This window comes from Sphingorhabdus sp. M41, assembly GCF_001586275.1.
Taxonomy (GTDB): Bacteria; Pseudomonadota; Alphaproteobacteria; order Sphingomonadales; family Sphingomonadaceae; genus Parasphingorhabdus.
Window position 1 is genome coordinate 2,832,943 of the sequence record NZ_CP014545.1, and the last position, 16,003, is coordinate 2,848,945.

The 16,003-nt window shown below is 55.6% G+C and carries 17 protein-coding genes and 1 tRNA gene; 5 read left to right on the top strand and 13 right to left on the bottom strand.

The genetic code is table 11. The annotated features are described in order from the left end of the window. From AZE99_RS13430 to AZE99_RS13450, 5 genes are all read right to left on the bottom strand, one after another. Positions 1 to 696, bottom strand: coding sequence for a response regulator transcription factor (locus AZE99_RS13430; RefSeq protein ID WP_067202072.1), 696 nt, complete (start codon positions 694 to 696; stop codon positions 1 to 3). A 244-nt stretch (positions 697 to 940) separates the two neighbouring features. Beyond that, the gene (locus AZE99_RS13435; RefSeq protein ID WP_067202075.1) at positions 941 to 1,660 is read right to left on the bottom strand and encodes a hypothetical protein; all 720 of its coding nucleotides are present in this window, start codon (positions 1,658 to 1,660) and stop codon (positions 941 to 943) included. 4 nt (positions 1,661 to 1,664) lie between these two features. Beyond that, positions 1,665 to 3,272 (bottom strand): putative bifunctional diguanylate cyclase/phosphodiesterase, encoded by a 1,608-nt coding sequence (locus AZE99_RS13440; protein WP_197460199.1) that lies wholly within the window; start codon positions 3,270 to 3,272, stop codon positions 1,665 to 1,667. Positions 3,273 to 3,434: 162 nt separating this feature from the next. After that, a tRNA-Gln gene (locus AZE99_RS13445) sits at positions 3,435 to 3,509 on the bottom strand. An 86-nt stretch (positions 3,510 to 3,595) separates the two neighbouring features. Further along, complete coding sequence (locus AZE99_RS13450; RefSeq protein WP_067202081.1) at positions 3,596 to 4,699, bottom strand: branched-chain amino acid aminotransferase; 1,104 nt, start codon at positions 4,697 to 4,699, stop codon at positions 3,596 to 3,598. A 102-nt stretch (positions 4,700 to 4,801) separates the two neighbouring features. On the opposite strand from AZE99_RS13450, the gene AZE99_RS13455 reads away from it, so the two are divergent. Further along, positions 4,802 to 5,314 (top strand): MarR family winged helix-turn-helix transcriptional regulator, encoded by a 513-nt coding sequence (locus AZE99_RS13455; RefSeq protein WP_067202084.1) that lies wholly within the window; start codon positions 4,802 to 4,804, stop codon positions 5,312 to 5,314. Between the two features lie 48 nt (positions 5,315 to 5,362). Here AZE99_RS13455 and AZE99_RS13460 read toward each other — a convergent pair whose 3' ends face one another. The 3 genes from AZE99_RS13460 to AZE99_RS13470 all read right to left on the bottom strand — a co-directional run bounded on the left by AZE99_RS13460 (position 5,363) and on the right by AZE99_RS13470 (position 6,951). After that, the gene (locus tag AZE99_RS13460) at positions 5,363 to 5,869 is read right to left on the bottom strand and encodes a YbjN domain-containing protein (RefSeq protein ID WP_067202087.1); all 507 of its coding nucleotides are present in this window, start codon (positions 5,867 to 5,869) and stop codon (positions 5,363 to 5,365) included. Positions 5,870 to 6,010: 141 nt separating this feature from the next. Then, entirely contained in the window at positions 6,011 to 6,355 is a 345-nt protein-coding gene (locus AZE99_RS13465; protein ID WP_067203704.1) for an accessory factor UbiK family protein, read from the bottom strand. 47 nt (positions 6,356 to 6,402) lie between these two features. Further along, positions 6,403 to 6,951 (bottom strand): TspO/MBR family protein, encoded by a 549-nt coding sequence (locus AZE99_RS13470; protein ID WP_067203705.1) that lies wholly within the window; start codon positions 6,949 to 6,951, stop codon positions 6,403 to 6,405. A 256-nt stretch (positions 6,952 to 7,207) separates the two neighbouring features. On the opposite strand from AZE99_RS13470, the gene AZE99_RS13475 reads away from it, so the two are divergent. After that, a complete protein-coding gene (locus AZE99_RS13475; protein ID WP_067202091.1) occupies positions 7,208 to 9,022 on the top strand; it encodes an ABC transporter transmembrane domain-containing protein in 1,815 nt (604 codons plus the stop codon). Positions 9,023 to 9,364: 342 nt separating this feature from the next. Here AZE99_RS13475 and AZE99_RS13480 read toward each other — a convergent pair whose 3' ends face one another. From AZE99_RS13480 to AZE99_RS15990, 4 genes are all read right to left on the bottom strand, one after another. Then, positions 9,365 to 9,817 carry an ExbD/TolR family protein gene (locus tag AZE99_RS13480; RefSeq protein WP_067202094.1) on the bottom strand — a complete coding sequence of 151 codons (453 nt, stop codon included), beginning with the start codon at positions 9,815 to 9,817 and terminating at the stop codon, positions 9,365 to 9,367. 41 nt (positions 9,818 to 9,858) lie between these two features. Next, a complete protein-coding gene (locus tag AZE99_RS13485) occupies positions 9,859 to 10,380 on the bottom strand; it encodes an ExbD/TolR family protein (protein ID WP_067202097.1) in 522 nt (173 codons plus the stop codon). A 108-nt stretch (positions 10,381 to 10,488) separates the two neighbouring features. Further along, positions 10,489 to 11,250 carry a MotA/TolQ/ExbB proton channel family protein gene (locus AZE99_RS13490; RefSeq protein WP_067202099.1) on the bottom strand — a complete coding sequence of 254 codons (762 nt, stop codon included), beginning with the start codon at positions 11,248 to 11,250 and terminating at the stop codon, positions 10,489 to 10,491. Between the two features lie 81 nt (positions 11,251 to 11,331). Next, a complete protein-coding gene (locus AZE99_RS15990) occupies positions 11,332 to 11,988 on the bottom strand; it encodes an energy transducer TonB (protein WP_082788388.1) in 657 nt (218 codons plus the stop codon). A 267-nt stretch (positions 11,989 to 12,255) separates the two neighbouring features. Between AZE99_RS15990 and AZE99_RS13495 the strand changes: the two genes are divergently transcribed. Beyond that, complete coding sequence (locus tag AZE99_RS13495; RefSeq protein WP_231862618.1) at positions 12,256 to 13,095, top strand: hypothetical protein; 840 nt, start codon at positions 12,256 to 12,258, stop codon at positions 13,093 to 13,095. Between the two features lie 86 nt (positions 13,096 to 13,181). Beyond that, positions 13,182 to 14,480 (top strand): homoserine dehydrogenase, encoded by a 1,299-nt coding sequence (locus tag AZE99_RS13500; protein ID WP_067203709.1) that lies wholly within the window; start codon positions 13,182 to 13,184, stop codon positions 14,478 to 14,480. Here AZE99_RS13500 and AZE99_RS13505 read toward each other — a convergent pair whose 3' ends face one another. Further along, a complete protein-coding gene (locus AZE99_RS13505; protein WP_067202102.1) occupies positions 14,481 to 14,963 on the bottom strand; it encodes a hypothetical protein in 483 nt (160 codons plus the stop codon). A 63-nt stretch (positions 14,964 to 15,026) separates the two neighbouring features. Here AZE99_RS13505 and glpX point away from each other — a divergent pair, with 63 nt between their 5' ends. After that, positions 15,027 to 16,001: a class II fructose-bisphosphatase gene (gene glpX / locus AZE99_RS13510; protein WP_067202105.1), complete on the top strand. Its 975-nt coding sequence runs from the start codon at positions 15,027 to 15,029 to the stop codon at positions 15,999 to 16,001. Positions 16,002 to 16,003 lie beyond the last annotated feature (2 nt).

Consider the following 16,003-nt stretch of genomic DNA (forward strand, 5'->3'; position numbering starts at 1 on the left):
TTACCCTCCGTTGCCAAGCGTCTCCAATCTATAGCCATAGCCGAAAACTGTAAAAATCCGAAACCCGTTTTCGGGTTTCAGTGAAAGCTTGGATCGAATACGCGAAACATGCATATCGAGGGTCCGGGTTGCGAGATGTGCATTGGTGCGCCAGACAGTTTCCATAATATAGCGCCGCGACAATGTCCGGTCACGATTGCGGAACATCAGGTCGGTCAGTTCAAATTCCTTTGCGGTCAGGGCAATTTCCTTGTCGCCATGCTTGACCGTCTGTTCGATACGATTGAGCACATAGTCACCATATACAGCGGTCGCTTCCATAGCCGACGCACCGCTGTTTCTGCGCAACAAGGCATTGATCCGGGCAGCGATGACATTTTTGTCTTCCGGCTTGGTAATATAATCATCCGCGCCGGCATTGAGGGCATCGCTGATATCCTGTTTCGCCGTTCGGCTTGTCATCATGATGACGGGCGGACGATCTTCAACCGCGCTTTCCATCCATTCCAATATTTCCATGCCGTTCTTGCCGGGCATGTTCCAGTCCAGGATTACCAGATCAAACGTATCACGCAGCAAGGCGTTGGACAGGGACCTCCCGTCGGGGTAGCCGGCATAGACATAGCCCTGCCCTTCCACAATTTTCCCCAGAAATTCGATTATCGCCGAATCATCATCGGCTATTGCTACACGCATTTAAACTCTCCTAGCGGCAATCCGCCCTTGTTATGGCAATCTCTGCTTTTCCGGCGATACTATGATTTGCGTTTTACTATCATTTACAGGAAATTTACCAGAAATACGATTTTCTATTTACAACCATTTACATATAAGCTTCTTGAGCTAAGGAAGAATTGCGGCTCAACGCCGCTTTCAAAGCCGCTTTTTCGGCGAAGATAATGATCAAACTGCCAAAATGTTTCGCAACAGCGACAAGCCATTAAAATTCCCAGTCAAGCTCTAGCCTGAATTGGATATCCGGCGTTCTGTGGGTCAACGGAGCAAAGATCGACAGTTCGAACGCCGGTATAGGGCTGCCTTCTTCGCCAGCAGCGCTAAGCACGGGGCCCAGCCAATGACGACCCTTTGCTTCGCCAGATATTTCCCCGCCTGCTTCCAAACCTAGCGAGAAATGATTCCCTATCGCGTGATCGAACCGGCCGACATAGCTAGTGGAAAGTTCTGACCAGTCGCCTGGCTCCGCCGACAGCACCAAATTTGCGATCACGTCTATCTGGTCACTTTTATGCTCGGCGATAAAATAGGTTTCAAACCCGACATCGCTTGAGCGATCAAAGATCACCGCGCTCTGGATGCCAAGTCCAACGGCGGCATTTTCGGGGCTAATAACAACCAGTTTCGCCTGCACGCCCACTTCGGAAAGTTGCAGTGCTTCGCCAGCTTCTTTTTCAAACTCGATTTCCAGGCCAACGGAAAGCGCCTCGCTGACCCCATATTCTATCGTCGGCGCGATCTTCCACTCCCCTTCTTCTCCGTTGCTTTCAGGAACAAATATTGTCTGAAATTCGAGCTCGAATGCGTCTTTTTCTATCTCCAGACCCTCCGCCTGATCTACCCGTCCTTCTCCGGCAAAGGCCGGGTACGGGCTCAACAGCAGGACAAACGCCAGCAGGGGCAAGCTCTTCAGTTTCAGGAACATAAAATTATGCCGCTTCGTCGCTGCGCGAAACGCTCAACTTGCCTTCTGCAGGAACACCAATTTCTGGTCCGCTATAGTCGGGCAGCGCATTTTGCGGGCTGTGGCTCGGACGACCATATAAAAAGCCCTGACCAATGTCGCATCCAGAATCCATCACACTTTTCGCATTATCGTAGGTTTCCACTCCCTCGGCGGTAACCTGCAGTCCCAGGTTGTGCGCCAGCGCCGTCACAGCGCGGACGATCGCCTGCGACGCGGAATTTGTTTCAATGCCATGAACAAATGACCGGTCGATTTTCAACTTGTCGAAAGGCAGTTCCGACAGATGGCGGAGGGAAGAATATCCGGTTCCAAAATCATCAAGCGATATGTTTATACCCTGGTTTTTCAACGAGATGATCACATCGCGCGCGACGGCAAGATCACTTACCAGTGCGCTTTCCGTTATCTCGATTTCCAGACGGCCCGGTGGCACCCCGACATCGAGCAAAGTTTGCAATATGCGTTCCACAAGCCACTCATCACCAAATTGCACAGGAGAAAGATTGACGGCGAAATGTATCTCTGCAGGCCATTTTTTTGCTTCTGTTGCTGCGGCTTTCAACACCACGAAAAACAGATCGGATATGAGGCCGGTTTCCTCGGCGATGGTGATGAAATCATTCGGCATACGCCAGGTGCCATCTTCCATATGCCACCGGGCAAGAGCTTCAAAACCGAGTATTTGTCCATCACAGAGATTAACCAGCGGCTGGAAAAAGGGTATAATTTCGCCGTCGAGAATAGCCTTGCGCAAATCGGTTTCGATCTTGGCCCGTTGAATTGCCGCGTGCTCCATCCCCGCCTCGAAAAAAGCGATCTCATTGCGACCGGAGCCCTTGCAGCGATACATGGCTGCATCAGCCTGCGACAACAGGCTATCTATCGGGGTATCCGGGACATCGGTAGTTACGACACCGATGCTTGCGCTCACTACAACCGTTAAATCGCTCAGCATGAACGGCTTTTCAAAAACCTCCGACAGGGTCTCAACCTTTCGTATCAGTTGATCGCCTGCAGATATTCCGCTGAGCATCACGCAAAATTCATCGCCGCCGATCCGGCTGATCATTCCGTCGCGGCCCACTGCGTTTTTCAGTCGTTCGCCAACCGCTAGTAATAACAAGTCCCCGGTTTGATGACCATATAGGTCGTTTACCGGTTTGAACCGGTTCAGATCGATGGCAAGCAATGTCACTGGCGCGCGGTCAGCTTGTTTCAGCGCTGATTCTATCTCTATAGTCGCCTTCCGGCGATTGGGTAGCCCGGTCAGCGGGTCGTGCAAGGCCATTTCATTGGCTTGCTTTTCGGCCAAGAGCCTCAGCTTGAGTTCTTTCTTTGCCTCCGAGAGACGACGCATAGCGAAAACGCCCAGCGCGATCGGAAGCAGAAGCAACCCGGTCAGAGCTTCGTCAATTTCCCATTCCTCATGCTGCTCGACAAATTCAATAACGTGATCAAATGCATCAAGAGCGAACGAAACACCCAGAATGACCAGATAGAAAACCAGGATAATCGCCAAATCGCGGCGCGGCGCATATTCCTTTGCGCGCAAAATTCTACGTAAATCCAAAGACTGCTCCCGATGCCGTGGCAATTCGTGCCCGGCCATCTAATGTACGGCGCAAACCACACAAATTAAGTCTTCAGGAACTTCCCACATTAGTCGAGCCAGCCCAAAGACTGACTGCAAAGCAGCGGGAGTAGCCTATCGGCTTTATCATATAATGAAAGTTGGTTGGGGTGGCAGGATTCGAACCTGCGCATGGCGGCATCAAAAGCCGCTGCCTTACCACTTGGCGACACCCCAATAGATGCGGGCCTGATTCTGGTCGGCCGCGCTGGTGAACGGGCCTATTATCCAGTTTGCCCGCAAGGAGCAAGAGGCAGTTATAACTAAGCTGCGAACAGCCGTTTGACCCAGCCATGATCATCCGGCGCAACCCCGCGCTGGATATCAACCAGACGCCGCCGCAATTTTTCGGTCAGCTGACCCGGGCCGCCGCCGCCAATGGTAAATTCACCCTCGGCGGATTTGACGGTACCGACTGCCGTGACAACCGCTGCGGTGCCGCAGGCGAAGGTTTCGATCAGCTTGCCGCTGGCGGCGTCGGCTTCCCATTGATCGATTGCATAGGGCTCTTCGACCACTGTCAGGCCTTCTTCACGGGCAAGGGTAAGGATCGAATCGCGGGTAATGCCGGGCAGGATTGTTCCGCTGAGCGGCGGCGTGATCAGTCTGCCATCGTCCATGACAAAGAACAGATTCATGCCGCCCAACTCTTCAACCCATTTATGCTCTGCAGCATCGAGGAACACGACCTGATCACATTCTTTCTTGATGGCTTCGGCCTGGGCAACCAGGCTGGCAGCATAATTGCCGCCGCATTTGGCTGCGCCGGTACCGCCTGGCGCTGCGCGGCTATATTGTTCGGAGACCCAGATACTGATCGCTGATGCGCCGCTCTTGAAATAGCCGCCGGCCGGGGATGCGATGACGAGATAGAGATATTCCTTGGCCGGGCGAACACCGAGAAAAACTTCACTCGCGAACATGAAAGGCCGCAGATAAAGCGAACCACCCTCAACCGACGGGAACCATTCGCGGTCAATATCGACCAGCGCCTCGACCGAATCGAGAAACAGCTTTTGCGGCAGTTCCGGCATCGCCATCCGTCGTGCTGACGCCTGGAACCGCTTTGCATTTTCCTCGGGGCGGAACAGCGCCGTGCCACCATCGGCGAGACGATAGGCCTTCATGCCTTCGAAAATTTCCTGCGCATAATGCAGCACCGATGATGCGGGATCCATCAATATCGGCTCGCGTTTGGTGATCCTGGCATCGTGCCAGCCATCGGTTTCCGTATAGCGGATCATGGCCATATGATCGGTGAACAATGTTCCGAAGCCCGGGTTCTCCAACAGGCGGCTCCGCTCGCTGGCAGACACTGGCGTGGCGCTCGGCTCGAGGTTGAATTCCAAGTTTTTCATATCTGCCATATCCTGCCGCTTTCGCTGTGAATCATGCCGACAAATGGAAGAATTGGAAGCATAATCCAATTGTCTTGCAATCCCCTAATCAGCCTGTCAAGATACGTCAACATGACTGACGTATCTCGCCCTGCCATATCTCCCGGAGCGTCGCCGCTTTTTCTGCGCGAGGACGAAATCCGCCGAGGCATCGAGCTGCTCTATTTCGGCTATACCAGACTGACCAATGCTATTGATCAGGAACTCGGCAAGCAAGGTCTGGGCCGGGCCCACCACCGGGCACTATATTTCATCGCGCGGCAGCCCGATCTTACCGTCGGAGAATTGCTCAAATTGCTGGCGATCACCAAACAGTCGCTCGGCCGGGTATTGAAGGAATTGCAGGACCGGGATTTCATTCTGACATCCCCCGGCGTCATCGACCGTCGACAGAAATTGCTGCGTCTGACCGAAAAAGGGGCCGGGCTGGAAGCGGAGCTGTTTCGCAAGCTGCGCGAGAAGCTGTCTTCCGCTTATGTTTCGGCCGGACAGGAATCGGTAACCGGTTTCTGGCATGTCCTGGAAGGCCTGGTACCCGAAAGCGACCGGAAAATGGTCTTCGACTTGCGCGGAGACAACGGCTGAGGCCAGACTTGACGGTGACCTGTTAGCGGAGGATCGTCAGGCCTTGGCTCAGGCTTCGCCGGCGGTATCGACCATAGCATGTTCGATCGCATCCTTCGGGCTCTTGTCGCTCCACAAGACAAACTGAAAGACCGGGTAAAAACGCTCCCATTCTTCAATCGCCAGATCGACGATCGTCTGTGCCTGATCCAGACCCAGCATACCGCTGCCACCGAGCAGGGTAGCATGGCGAAACAGCAGGACATTATTGTTCGACCAAAGATCGAAATGTCCCAGCCAAAGCTGCTCGTTAATCAAGCCAAGCGTCTCGTAAATAACAGCCGTCTTTTCCTCTGGAACCCGGATTTCCGGTAACAGCAGGATTTGCAGGACATGATCCTCATTCCGCCAGATGGCGCGAAGCTGATAACTGGTCCAGTTGCCCTTTATCTCGACCGACAGTTCGTCATCGCCGACATGATCAACCGACCAGCCGCGCGCTTCGAAAAAGGCTGCCAGCATGTCCACGGGCGGCGCTTCATCCTGATCAAGCTCTTCCCATTGGTCGTCAAGCATCGCGGTTCCAGATCCTTTGCAGATAATTGCCTAGTGGCCCACTCGCTGGATCAGGGCAAGGCAACCGGACGCCGGCCCTCACATTGTTTGTGGGAACGCTGTGGATAATGAACGGTGATTGGGCGCTGTTCAGGCTGGTGATCAGCTGTCGGTTGTGGGAGCCGATGCCTTGCGTGCGGCCGCTTTGGGCGCTGCAGGTTTACGGGTGGCCGCGCGTTTCGCCGCCGGTTTCTTGACCGGGGCGGCTGTGCCCTTTTCAAGCGCATCAAGGCGCTTCTTCAGCGCATCAGCTTCGGCCCGCGCCTTGGCAGCCATTTCCTTCACCGCTTCAAATTCGTCACGCGATACAAAATCCATGCCGCCGAACCATTCCTTGGCGCGTTCGCGCGCACCGGCTTCGGCTTCCCGGCCGACGCCAGCCACGGTCCCGGCAAGTCCGTTCAGGACCTTGGATATATCATCGAAAAAGCGGTTCTGGCTCTGCATTTCATTAAACTCCGTCATGGCCCTTCCGGGCCGAAAAAAATATTGCCCTATATCTGGGTTCTTGCCGCCGGAACCACAAGGGTTTCCGCACTCGGATTCAACCATTCGATCTGCTTGTTGAGGATTGCCGCAAAACAGAGCCACGCGAGATAGGGGACGAGCAGCCATGCAGCGGCCTTGCGGATCCGGCCAAAGACGATTGTCGTCATCAGCGCCAAGACGAAGATGATCGCCAGAAGCCAAAAGGCAGCGGTAACCTGGTGCATGCCGAAAAACAGGATGGGCCAGAACAGGTTAAGTGCATATTGGACAAGATAAAGGATGATTGCCAGGCCGCGCAAAGGCGCTCCACGGGCATGCAGAACCATCGCGAAAGCCGTACCCATCAGTGTATAGAGCACAGCCCAGGCCGCACCGAAAGCCCACCCCGGTGGCTGCGCCGTCGGCTTGGCCAACGCCTGAAACCAGCGGTTTTCCTCACCGCTATTGGCAAATTGACTGAAGGTGAAACCAAGAAGCACGGTAATCGGGACGATGAACAATATCCACCGCAGCAGGGACATTCGAAGCTGACCTTTTGAAGCAATCTGATTCACAGGCAGCATCCTTGATCGAAAAATTAGACGAATCGTCGGGGACAAACAGGCCCGAAACCCTTATGCTTTTAACAATTTCTCGGCATTTGGCCAGCGTTAAGCCATTGTAATTCCTAGATCGGAAAATCGGCAAAAAATTCTGGTCACCCTTGGTAATTTCGGCTTCATCGCCATGTTGGCTGGACGGCGGGATTTGGATGAACACCGGACAAAGCTTTGATTGTGACAAATTGGACGGGCTGCTAGGCGCTTTCTCATGAACGATAAAACCAATTCCGTTGAAAAAGACACCCCTCCCGCACCGCTCAAGAAAATCGGCAATTTGCGGATGGTGTTCGATCGCGCCGTCGCTTATCCGAAGCAAATAGCCTTTGCGTTGCTGGCACTTTTTGTCTCCGCAATGGCGACGCTGGCGATACCCGCCGGCTTCAAAACCATTATCGACAAGGGCTTCATGGCCGGGAACGGGGATATCGCTCCCTATTTCCAGGGTCTTCTTGGCATAGTCGCGATACTGGCAGTCGCGACGGCATTCCGTTTCTATTTTGTCAGCTGGCTTGGCGAGCGGGTTGTTGCCGACCTGCGGCTTGCGGTACAGGCCAATCTGCTGCGTCTCGCGCCGGGATTTTTCGAGGAAAACCGGCCATCGGAAATTGCCTCGCGCATGACCTCCGATACCGCGATTATCGAACAGGTAGTGGGGACCACCGTGTCCGTCGCCTTGCGCAATATCGTGATCGGCATCGGCGGGATAATCTATCTCTTCACCCTTGCCCCGGCGCTCACCGCAGGACTGCTGCTGGCTATTCCGGTGATCATTTTGCCGATTGTGTTCATCGGCCGGAAGCTGACCAATGTGTCACGGTCGAGCCAGGACCGGGTGGCCGATGTCGGCGCGATGATTTCCGAAGTGCTGGGCGCGATGAAAATTGTCCAGGCATTCGGACAGGAAAAGCGCGAGCATGAACGATTCAGCGGCGCAGTCGAGTCCACATTCGAAACCGCCAAGCGCCGGATCCGGCTGCGCGCGGCGATGACCGCCATCGTGATCGGTCTGATCTTCACCGGCATCACCATGTTGATGTGGCGCGGTGCAATCGGCGTGGCAGAGGGAAGCATTTCCGGCGGTACCATTGCAGCCTTTGTGATCACCGGCGGCCTGGTAGCAGGGGCCTTTGGCGCCTTGACCGAAGTCTATGGCGATCTGTTGCGCGGCGCCGGAGCCGCGGGCCGGCTGGCCGAATTGCTGTCCGAGAAACCGGGCATTGCGGCCCCCGAAAATCCGATTGCCCTGCCCGTGCCATCGCGCGGCCAGATCGCGTTCGACAATGTCACATTTTCCTATCCGACCCGCCCGGACACGCAGGCGCTAAGCAATTTTTCCCTGACGGTGTCGCCTGGCGAGACGGTCGCCGTGGTCGGACCGTCCGGGGCCGGAAAATCGACTCTGTTCCAACTCGCCCAGCGTTTTTACGACCCGCAGAGCGGCTCCGTGCGCATTGATGGCGTCGCCCTGCCCTCGGCCGATCCGGCTGAAATCAGGCAGCGTATGGCACTGGTGCCTCAGGAAACCGTATTATTTGCCGCATCGGCCCGCGACAATTTGCGTTACGGCAAATGGGAAGCGACCGACGAGGAAATCTGGCAGGCAGCGCGCGTTGCCAATGCGGAGAAATTTCTCCGCGCCTTGCCCGACGGTCTGGACAGTTTCATGGGCGAAGCGGGAACCCGGCTGTCCGGCGGCCAGCGCCAGCGTATTTCGATTGCCCGCGCCCTGCTCCGCAACACGCCGATCCTGCTGCTCGATGAAGCCACGTCGGCGCTCGATGCGGAAAGTGAAAAGCTGGTGCAGGACGCGCTTGATCATCTGATGCAGGACCGCACGACGATCGTCATTGCCCATCGCCTGGCGACCGTACGGTCGGCCGATCGCATTATCGTGATGGATGAGGGCAAGATCGTCGAACAGGGTGACCATGACAGCCTGATTGCCAGGAACGGCCTCTACGCCCGACTGGCTGAGTTGCAGTTCAGTAGTGCAGAGACAAGCTCGTCCAAGATAACCGTCTAGAGACGGGACCGGTTAGAGCCACCTGCTGGGGGCACCGGCCAGATGTCATTCCGGCAACAGCGCCCGCGATGAGAGCTTATTGCCTTTGCTAGGAAGCTTTGGTCTGGGAACAAGGCAAACTAGCTATCCGCAAGATGTGACGGATATGGCGCGGGGCAATGACCGTGGCGCCTGCTATAGCACCGTCAAAGCAGTCCTTTCCGGTCACCTGCAAAGCCCCTTGGCACCAGATCAGCGGCACCTGTCCGACAGGTCCTGACCCCAATATTCTCTACGCTTCGCGCATAAAAAAGGGGCCGCGACAGGATATCGCGGCCCCTTTTTTGTTTCTGTTTGTCGAACCTAGTTCGGTGGTCGCTTGGCTTTATTGAAGCTGCCATATTGTTCGTTGCCGACGAAGCCGAATTTGGTCACGCCGCTGTCCTTGATCACCGCCAATGTCCGGTCGGTGGTCAGATAGGCGCTCAACGGATCGGGCTGGAACTGCAGTTCCGGTTCCGGAACCATCGATTTCGTCTGTGCCAGATATTGTTTGACCTGATTCAGCGTAACCGGACTGTCATTCCAGATGACCTGATTGGTTGCCGTAATCCCGAGACGGTTTTTGACCGGATCGACCGGAGGTGGGTCCGATGGACTATCGTCCGACACCGGCAAATCGATTTTCACCGCGTGTGTTTGCACAGGGATTGTGATGATGAACATGATGAGAAGAACCAACAGGACGTCGATGAGCGGCGTCGTGTTCATCTCCATCATTGGCTCGCCATCATCGCTTCCGCCACTCATTGCCATTCGTGCGTCTCCTTAACCTTAAATAACTCTAAGCTGTCGGACTATTCGACAACAATCGGTGTGGACAAAAAGCCCACTTTCGCAAAACCAGCGCGCTGCATCGTATAGATTGCGCCGCCAATGCACTTGTAGGGTGTGTTGATGTCACCACGGATATGAACCTCTGGCATATCTTCCGGTGTCATGTTCTCGACCCCACCAAAGGATTCAATCTGATCCTCCAGCTGCTTCACCGCTCTGGTGACCAGGTCGTTGGAATCAACCGGGATGGTGTTCCAGTATACCCGGCAGTTGCCGCCTGGAGTGGCGCCTGAATATCCTTCTTCACCCGGGTCACGTCCTGCGGCATCCGTCGTCGTGATCGACAGCAGCACATTTTCGCGCTTTGTCGTGGTCACTTCAAATGGAAGCACCGGAAGTTCGAGCTTCACAGTCTGGATAACCACTGGAACCGCGATCAGAAAAATGATCAGCAGGACCAGCATAACGTCCACGAGTGGGGTAGTATTAATGTCGGATAGAGGAGTTTCCTCTCCGCCACCGCCCCCAACATTCATCGCCATAGGATTTTATCCTCTCAAAACTAAACCATCTGAAGGGAGCGAAGGCCCCCTCGTCGTGCGTTGGCCGGGTTGCTTGCCAAAGATCTGGCTGACAACCCGGCCCCCGGCTTATTTCTTTGCGGCGGGTGCAACCGGCTTTGCAGCAGGTTTCGCTGCAGCGGCAGTTGGCGCGATTGGCTTAACGCCACCGTCGGAAGCCATATAGCCCAGAACGTCATTGGAGAATGCAGCCAGCTGTTCGGAGATACGCTTGTTGCGTCCCTGCAGCCAGTTGTAAGCCAAAACGGCTGGAACAGCAACGCCAAGACCCAGAGCGGTCATGATCAGTGCTTCACCAACAGGACCAGCAACGGCGTCGATCGATGCCTGACCGGCGATACCGATTTTGATCAGTGCGCGATAGATACCGATAACCGTACCGAACAGTCCGATAAACGGCGATGTTGCACCAACAGTAGCCAACCATGGCAGGCCGGTTGCGAGCTTGGATTTGATTAAATCCTGCGACCGTTCGATCGATCCGTGCAGCCAGTCATGCGCTTCAACCGGGTCGGTCAGTTTCGCGTGATCTGCATCAGCCTTGATCGCGTCATCAACGATTTGACGGTAAGCCGAATTCTTGTCGAGTTTCGCGGCGCCTTCCTTGAGGGTACCCGCACGCCAGAAAGTCGAGCGCATTGCCTGGCCCTGCTTCATGATCTTGTTCTGTTCGAAAAGCTTCGAAAACAGAATGTAGAAAGACGAGACAGACATGATCGTAAGAATTGCCAGGACAGACCATGCGATAACGCCGCCCTGCTCCATGGCTTCGACGAAACCGAAAGCGTTTTGTGGTGCTGCGGAACCAGCGGCCAAAATTTCAATCAACATTTTAACATTCCCCTCAGGATAAACTATTTGCAATAAAACTGTTGCGGGAAGGGCAATTTGGAATGCCCTCCCCAATTTACATTATTTTGGTATCTGCCAACGAACGGCGTTGGAATAATAGCCAGTTGTTGGCTCGCCTCTCGAGTCCAGAGAAGGTCTGAACCGTGCGCGCCGCGTTAGGTTTTTGCAGGCAGCTTCATCCAGATCAGCATGGCCGCTAGAACCTGTGATCTGACAATCGGATACCCTGCCATCGGCGTTTACGGTCAACCGGAAACGAGTGGTCCCTTCACGTTCTTCACGCAGAGCCCGCGAAGGATAGTCATTCGCATTGGCCCAACTCCCCGGATTACCACGAGGCTCCGGATTCGCCCGTTGTGGCGGAGGAGGAGGTGGTGGTGGCGGCGGAGGCGCAACCACTGGCGCTGGTGGTGGTGGCGCGGTTGGAACCGTCCGTATCACCGGCCGAGGAGCTACCACAGGTGCCACGATGGGCGGTGGTGTAACCACTGGTGGCGGCTCAATCGGCTTTTCCGGTGGTGGTGGTGGTGGTTCCTCCGGCTCTTCCGGTGGTTCTTCCTCATCAATATCAATCATATCCAGTTGCGACGCAACCTTCTTGACGGCAGTATAGGCTAGCCCGGTGACCAGCGCATAGCCAAGTAACAGGTGAATGATTACGACAAGAACGATCGATATGATCTTGTTCGAACTCATCTCTTGGTCAGCATAAGCCATTCAGAAATGTAACTCCTTTTTCCCCATCACAAGGTAGTATACTTCATCACTGAAGTTCCAGACAAAGAGCGAGAGGCTTGGAAAACCATCGCGACCCTTATTATCCCCATGACAACTTTTCGTTCGCTTGAAAGCCATCTTAAATTTGTTTTAACGTGCTAGTTCCAGACAGGCAATCGCTTTGTTGGTTCAGGGACGATTAAGCTGTTAAAGACCCACAATAGGGCCTAAAACCCGGCATCCTTTAACCCTGTTTCAGAGATAATCATGCGCTCTTTGTTGATGTTCGCCTTCGCCCTGTTTTCCACCCAAATCGGGGTATTTCCAGCTTTCTCACAGGCCATGGATCAGAGCGATCCACTGCAATATGCGGACATCGCCGACCTCAGTTCGGATGCACCGCTTATTATTCACCTGACGGTTAAAGACGCAATAAAAGTCGATCCGGCCCGCGTGCCAAATGCCCCTCCGGGAACGCAACGCTTTTATATTGTCGCATCGACCAACGCGCTGATTCGTGGTCAGGGCGGGATTGGCGAAACGATTCGCTATGTCATCGATCTGCCCCTTGACGAGCACGGACGGGCTCCGAAAATCAAGAAGAAATCGTTCATAATATTTGCCCGTCGCCCATCGGGCAGCGGTGGTGACAATGTCCAGCTGGTCGCCAAGGACGCACAGGTTGACTGGACGCCCGAACGCGAACAGCGGGTCCGTTCGCTGGTCCGCGAGCTGGTCGCTCGCGATGCGCCGCCGGCAATCTCCCGGATCGCAAGTGCCTTTCATGTTCCCGGCACCATAATCGGAGAAGGCGAAACCCAGATATTCATGGAAACGGAATCCGGCTCACCCGTTTCGATCACCGTGCTAAAACGTGATGGCCAGCGGAAATTCTGGGCCGTCTCGCTGGGCGAGATAGTCGACGAAGCAGCGCGCGCACCAGTGAGGAACAGCCTGCTCTGGTACAGGATGGCCTGCTTCCTTCCCCGCCAGTTGCCGGCCGCGGCATTGGCAGGCGATTCACCGACCAATGCCCAGCAGGCGCGCAGCGATTATCAGATGGTGCTCAATGATCTCGGCAACTGCCCAAGATCACGACGCCCCTGACTGCGCAGAACTAGTTCTGGCAATCGCCAAGGGCGGCGCTAATAAGACGCCAACAATCTCACCTGAAACGCAAAGAGGCAATGACCATGACCGCTCCGCTACGCATCGCGCTCGCAGGACTAGGCACCGTCGGGACCGGAGTTATCCGGCTCATCGAAGAAAATGGCGCAATGATCGCGCAGCGGGCCGGCCGGCCCATTGTTGTCACCGCCATCTCTGCCCGCGACCGCAACCGGGACCGTGGCATCGATCTGACCGCCTATAACTGGTATGACGAGGCCGAAGATCTAGCGACAGATGATAAGGTCGACTGCGTTGTCGAACTGATCGGCGGCGCCGATGGCACTGCGCTGAATCTCGCGCGCAAAAGCCTGGCCTCGGGCAAGTCATTCGTCACCGCCAACAAGGCGATGATCGCACATCACGGCATGGAGCTGGCCAAGGCCGCGGAAACCGCAAATCTCTCACTGCGCTACGAAGCGGCAGTTGCCGGAGGAATACCCGTGATCAAGGGGCTGCGCGACGGTGCGTCGGCGAACCGGATCGAACGGGTCTACGGCATTCTCAACGGCACCTGTAATTACATTCTCACCGCGATGGAAAAACACGGACATGCTTTTGACGACGTGCTGAAGGAAGCACAGGAGATCGGCTATGCCGAAGCCGATCCCAGCTTTGACATTGATGGTGTCGATGCAGCCCACAAGCTCGCCATCCTGGCGGCCTTGTCCTTCGGCAAGGCGCTCGACTTTGAAGGCGTCGAGATCGACGGCATCCGCCATATCATGGCCGCAGATATCGGTCAGGCCAAGGCTCTGGGCTATCGCATCCGGCTGCTCGGCATGGCCCGGATCGATGACGGAAAATTGTTCCAGCGGGTCAATCCCTATCTGGTGCCCGAAAGCCATCCGCTCGCCCATATTGAAGGCTCCACCAATGCAGTGGTTGCCGAAGGCAATTTTTCCGGGCGCCTGATGTTTCAGGGCGCCGGCGCTGGCGAAGGCCCAACCGCCTCTGCGGTGGTCGCTGACCTGATCGATATTGCCCGCGGTGATGCCGGCACGGTATTCGCCGCGCCCGCCAGCAAAATGGAAGCGTGCGAGCGCGCCGAGAGCGGCAACCGGATCGGCAAAAGCTATGTCCGCTTCATCGTCACCGACAAGCCCGGCGTATTGGCGGAAATTACGGCCGCCATGCGCGATGCAAATGTGTCGATCGAGAGCCTTATCCAAACCGCGAAAACCGATGAAGGGTCAGTGCTGATCTCGATGGTCACCCATGACAGTCGCGAGCGCAATGTTTCGGAGAGTCTGGCGGCCCTGTCGAGTTCCACCAGTTTGCAGGCCGCTCCCGTGGTGATGCATTTGCTCAGCGATCAGGACTGATCAGTCGCCGGACGACGGTGCGAGCGGCCTGATCATCGCCTGTTTGACGTAATCCTCGTCCGGTAAATCCGGGTTTACGGCCTGAGCAATACGACCGGCTGCGCCTCCCACTCCACCACCACTTCCGCCGAAACTGACACTGAGCACCGACAGGCCTTTGAAGCAGTTGCGTTCGTTCATGGTCACATAACAGCGGCCCTGCTGGATAATGCCGGGGTTGGCCCTGGGAAGCAGCTCGCGAATTCTTTCACCCGGCTCTGCCGTCAATTCGGGATATGGCAACCGCTGCTGACGATCAATTTCGGGAGTTCCGCACACCACAATCTCGTCCGTCGAACGGAAAAGAAGGCAGCCTTCCGCATCAACAGCGGCCAATTGCCTGGCATTGTCCAACAGCTGATGGGTGCGATCACTCGGCTCTATGGATTGACTCAGTACAGCCGACGGTATCAACAAAAGGATCAGGAAAACCTGTCTCGACATTGCAATATCGCTCCCCTATCGAGAGTTCAAAATTACCCCATTACAGAAGGATTAATCGATATCATGCCCAAAGCAAGCGACATATTGGACCGCGTACTGGTTATGGAAATGGTACGCGTCACCGAAGCGGCGGCGATATCGGCAGCCGATCTGATCGGTCGCGGTGATGAAAAGGCAGCGGATGCTGCTGCTGTTGAAGCGATGCGCGCGGCGCTGAACGAGCTGGACATATGCGGCACCGTAGTGATCGGCGAAGGCGAACGCGACGAGGCTCCAATGCTGTTTATCGGGGAAAAAGTTGGACGCGGCTGTGAAGGCGAATCTCCGGCCATTGATATCGCGCTGGATCCGCTGGAAGGCACAACCATTACCGCCAAGGCCGGTGCCAATGCGCTGGCCGTTCTGGCCATTGCGGAAAAAGGCAACCTGTTGAACGCGCCTGACGTCTATATGGACAAGCTGGCTGTCGGACCTGGCTATTCGCCGGGTATCATCGATCTCAACAAGTCGGTCACCGAAAATGTCGCTGCCGTTGCCAAGGAAAAGGGCGTTGAGCCATCCGAAATCATCGTCTGTGTTCTCGACCGACCGCGCCACGACAAGATAATCGCGGAACTGCGCGGCATCGGATGCGGCATCATGCTGATCCCGGACGGTGATGTCGCTGGCGTCATCGCGACGACCGACGAAGACACGACGGTTGATATGTATATGGGCAGCGGCGGCGCGCCCGAAGGCGTGCTCGCGGCAGCCGCGCTGCGCTGTGTTGGCGGCCAGTTCAAGGGCCGTCTGTTGTTCCGCAACGACGACGAACGCCAGCGCGCCTATAAATGGGGCATCGAAGATCTCGACAAAATCTACGACCTGAAAGAGCTGGCCAAAGGCGATGTGATCTTTGCCGCGACCGGGGTTACCCATGGTTCGCTGCTCGAAGGCGTGAAGAAATTGCGCGGCGGCAAGATGACCACCGAAAGCGTCGTCATGCGCGCCTCATCCGGCACCGTACGCTGGGTGAAGAGCGAGCATCGCAAGACTTGAAT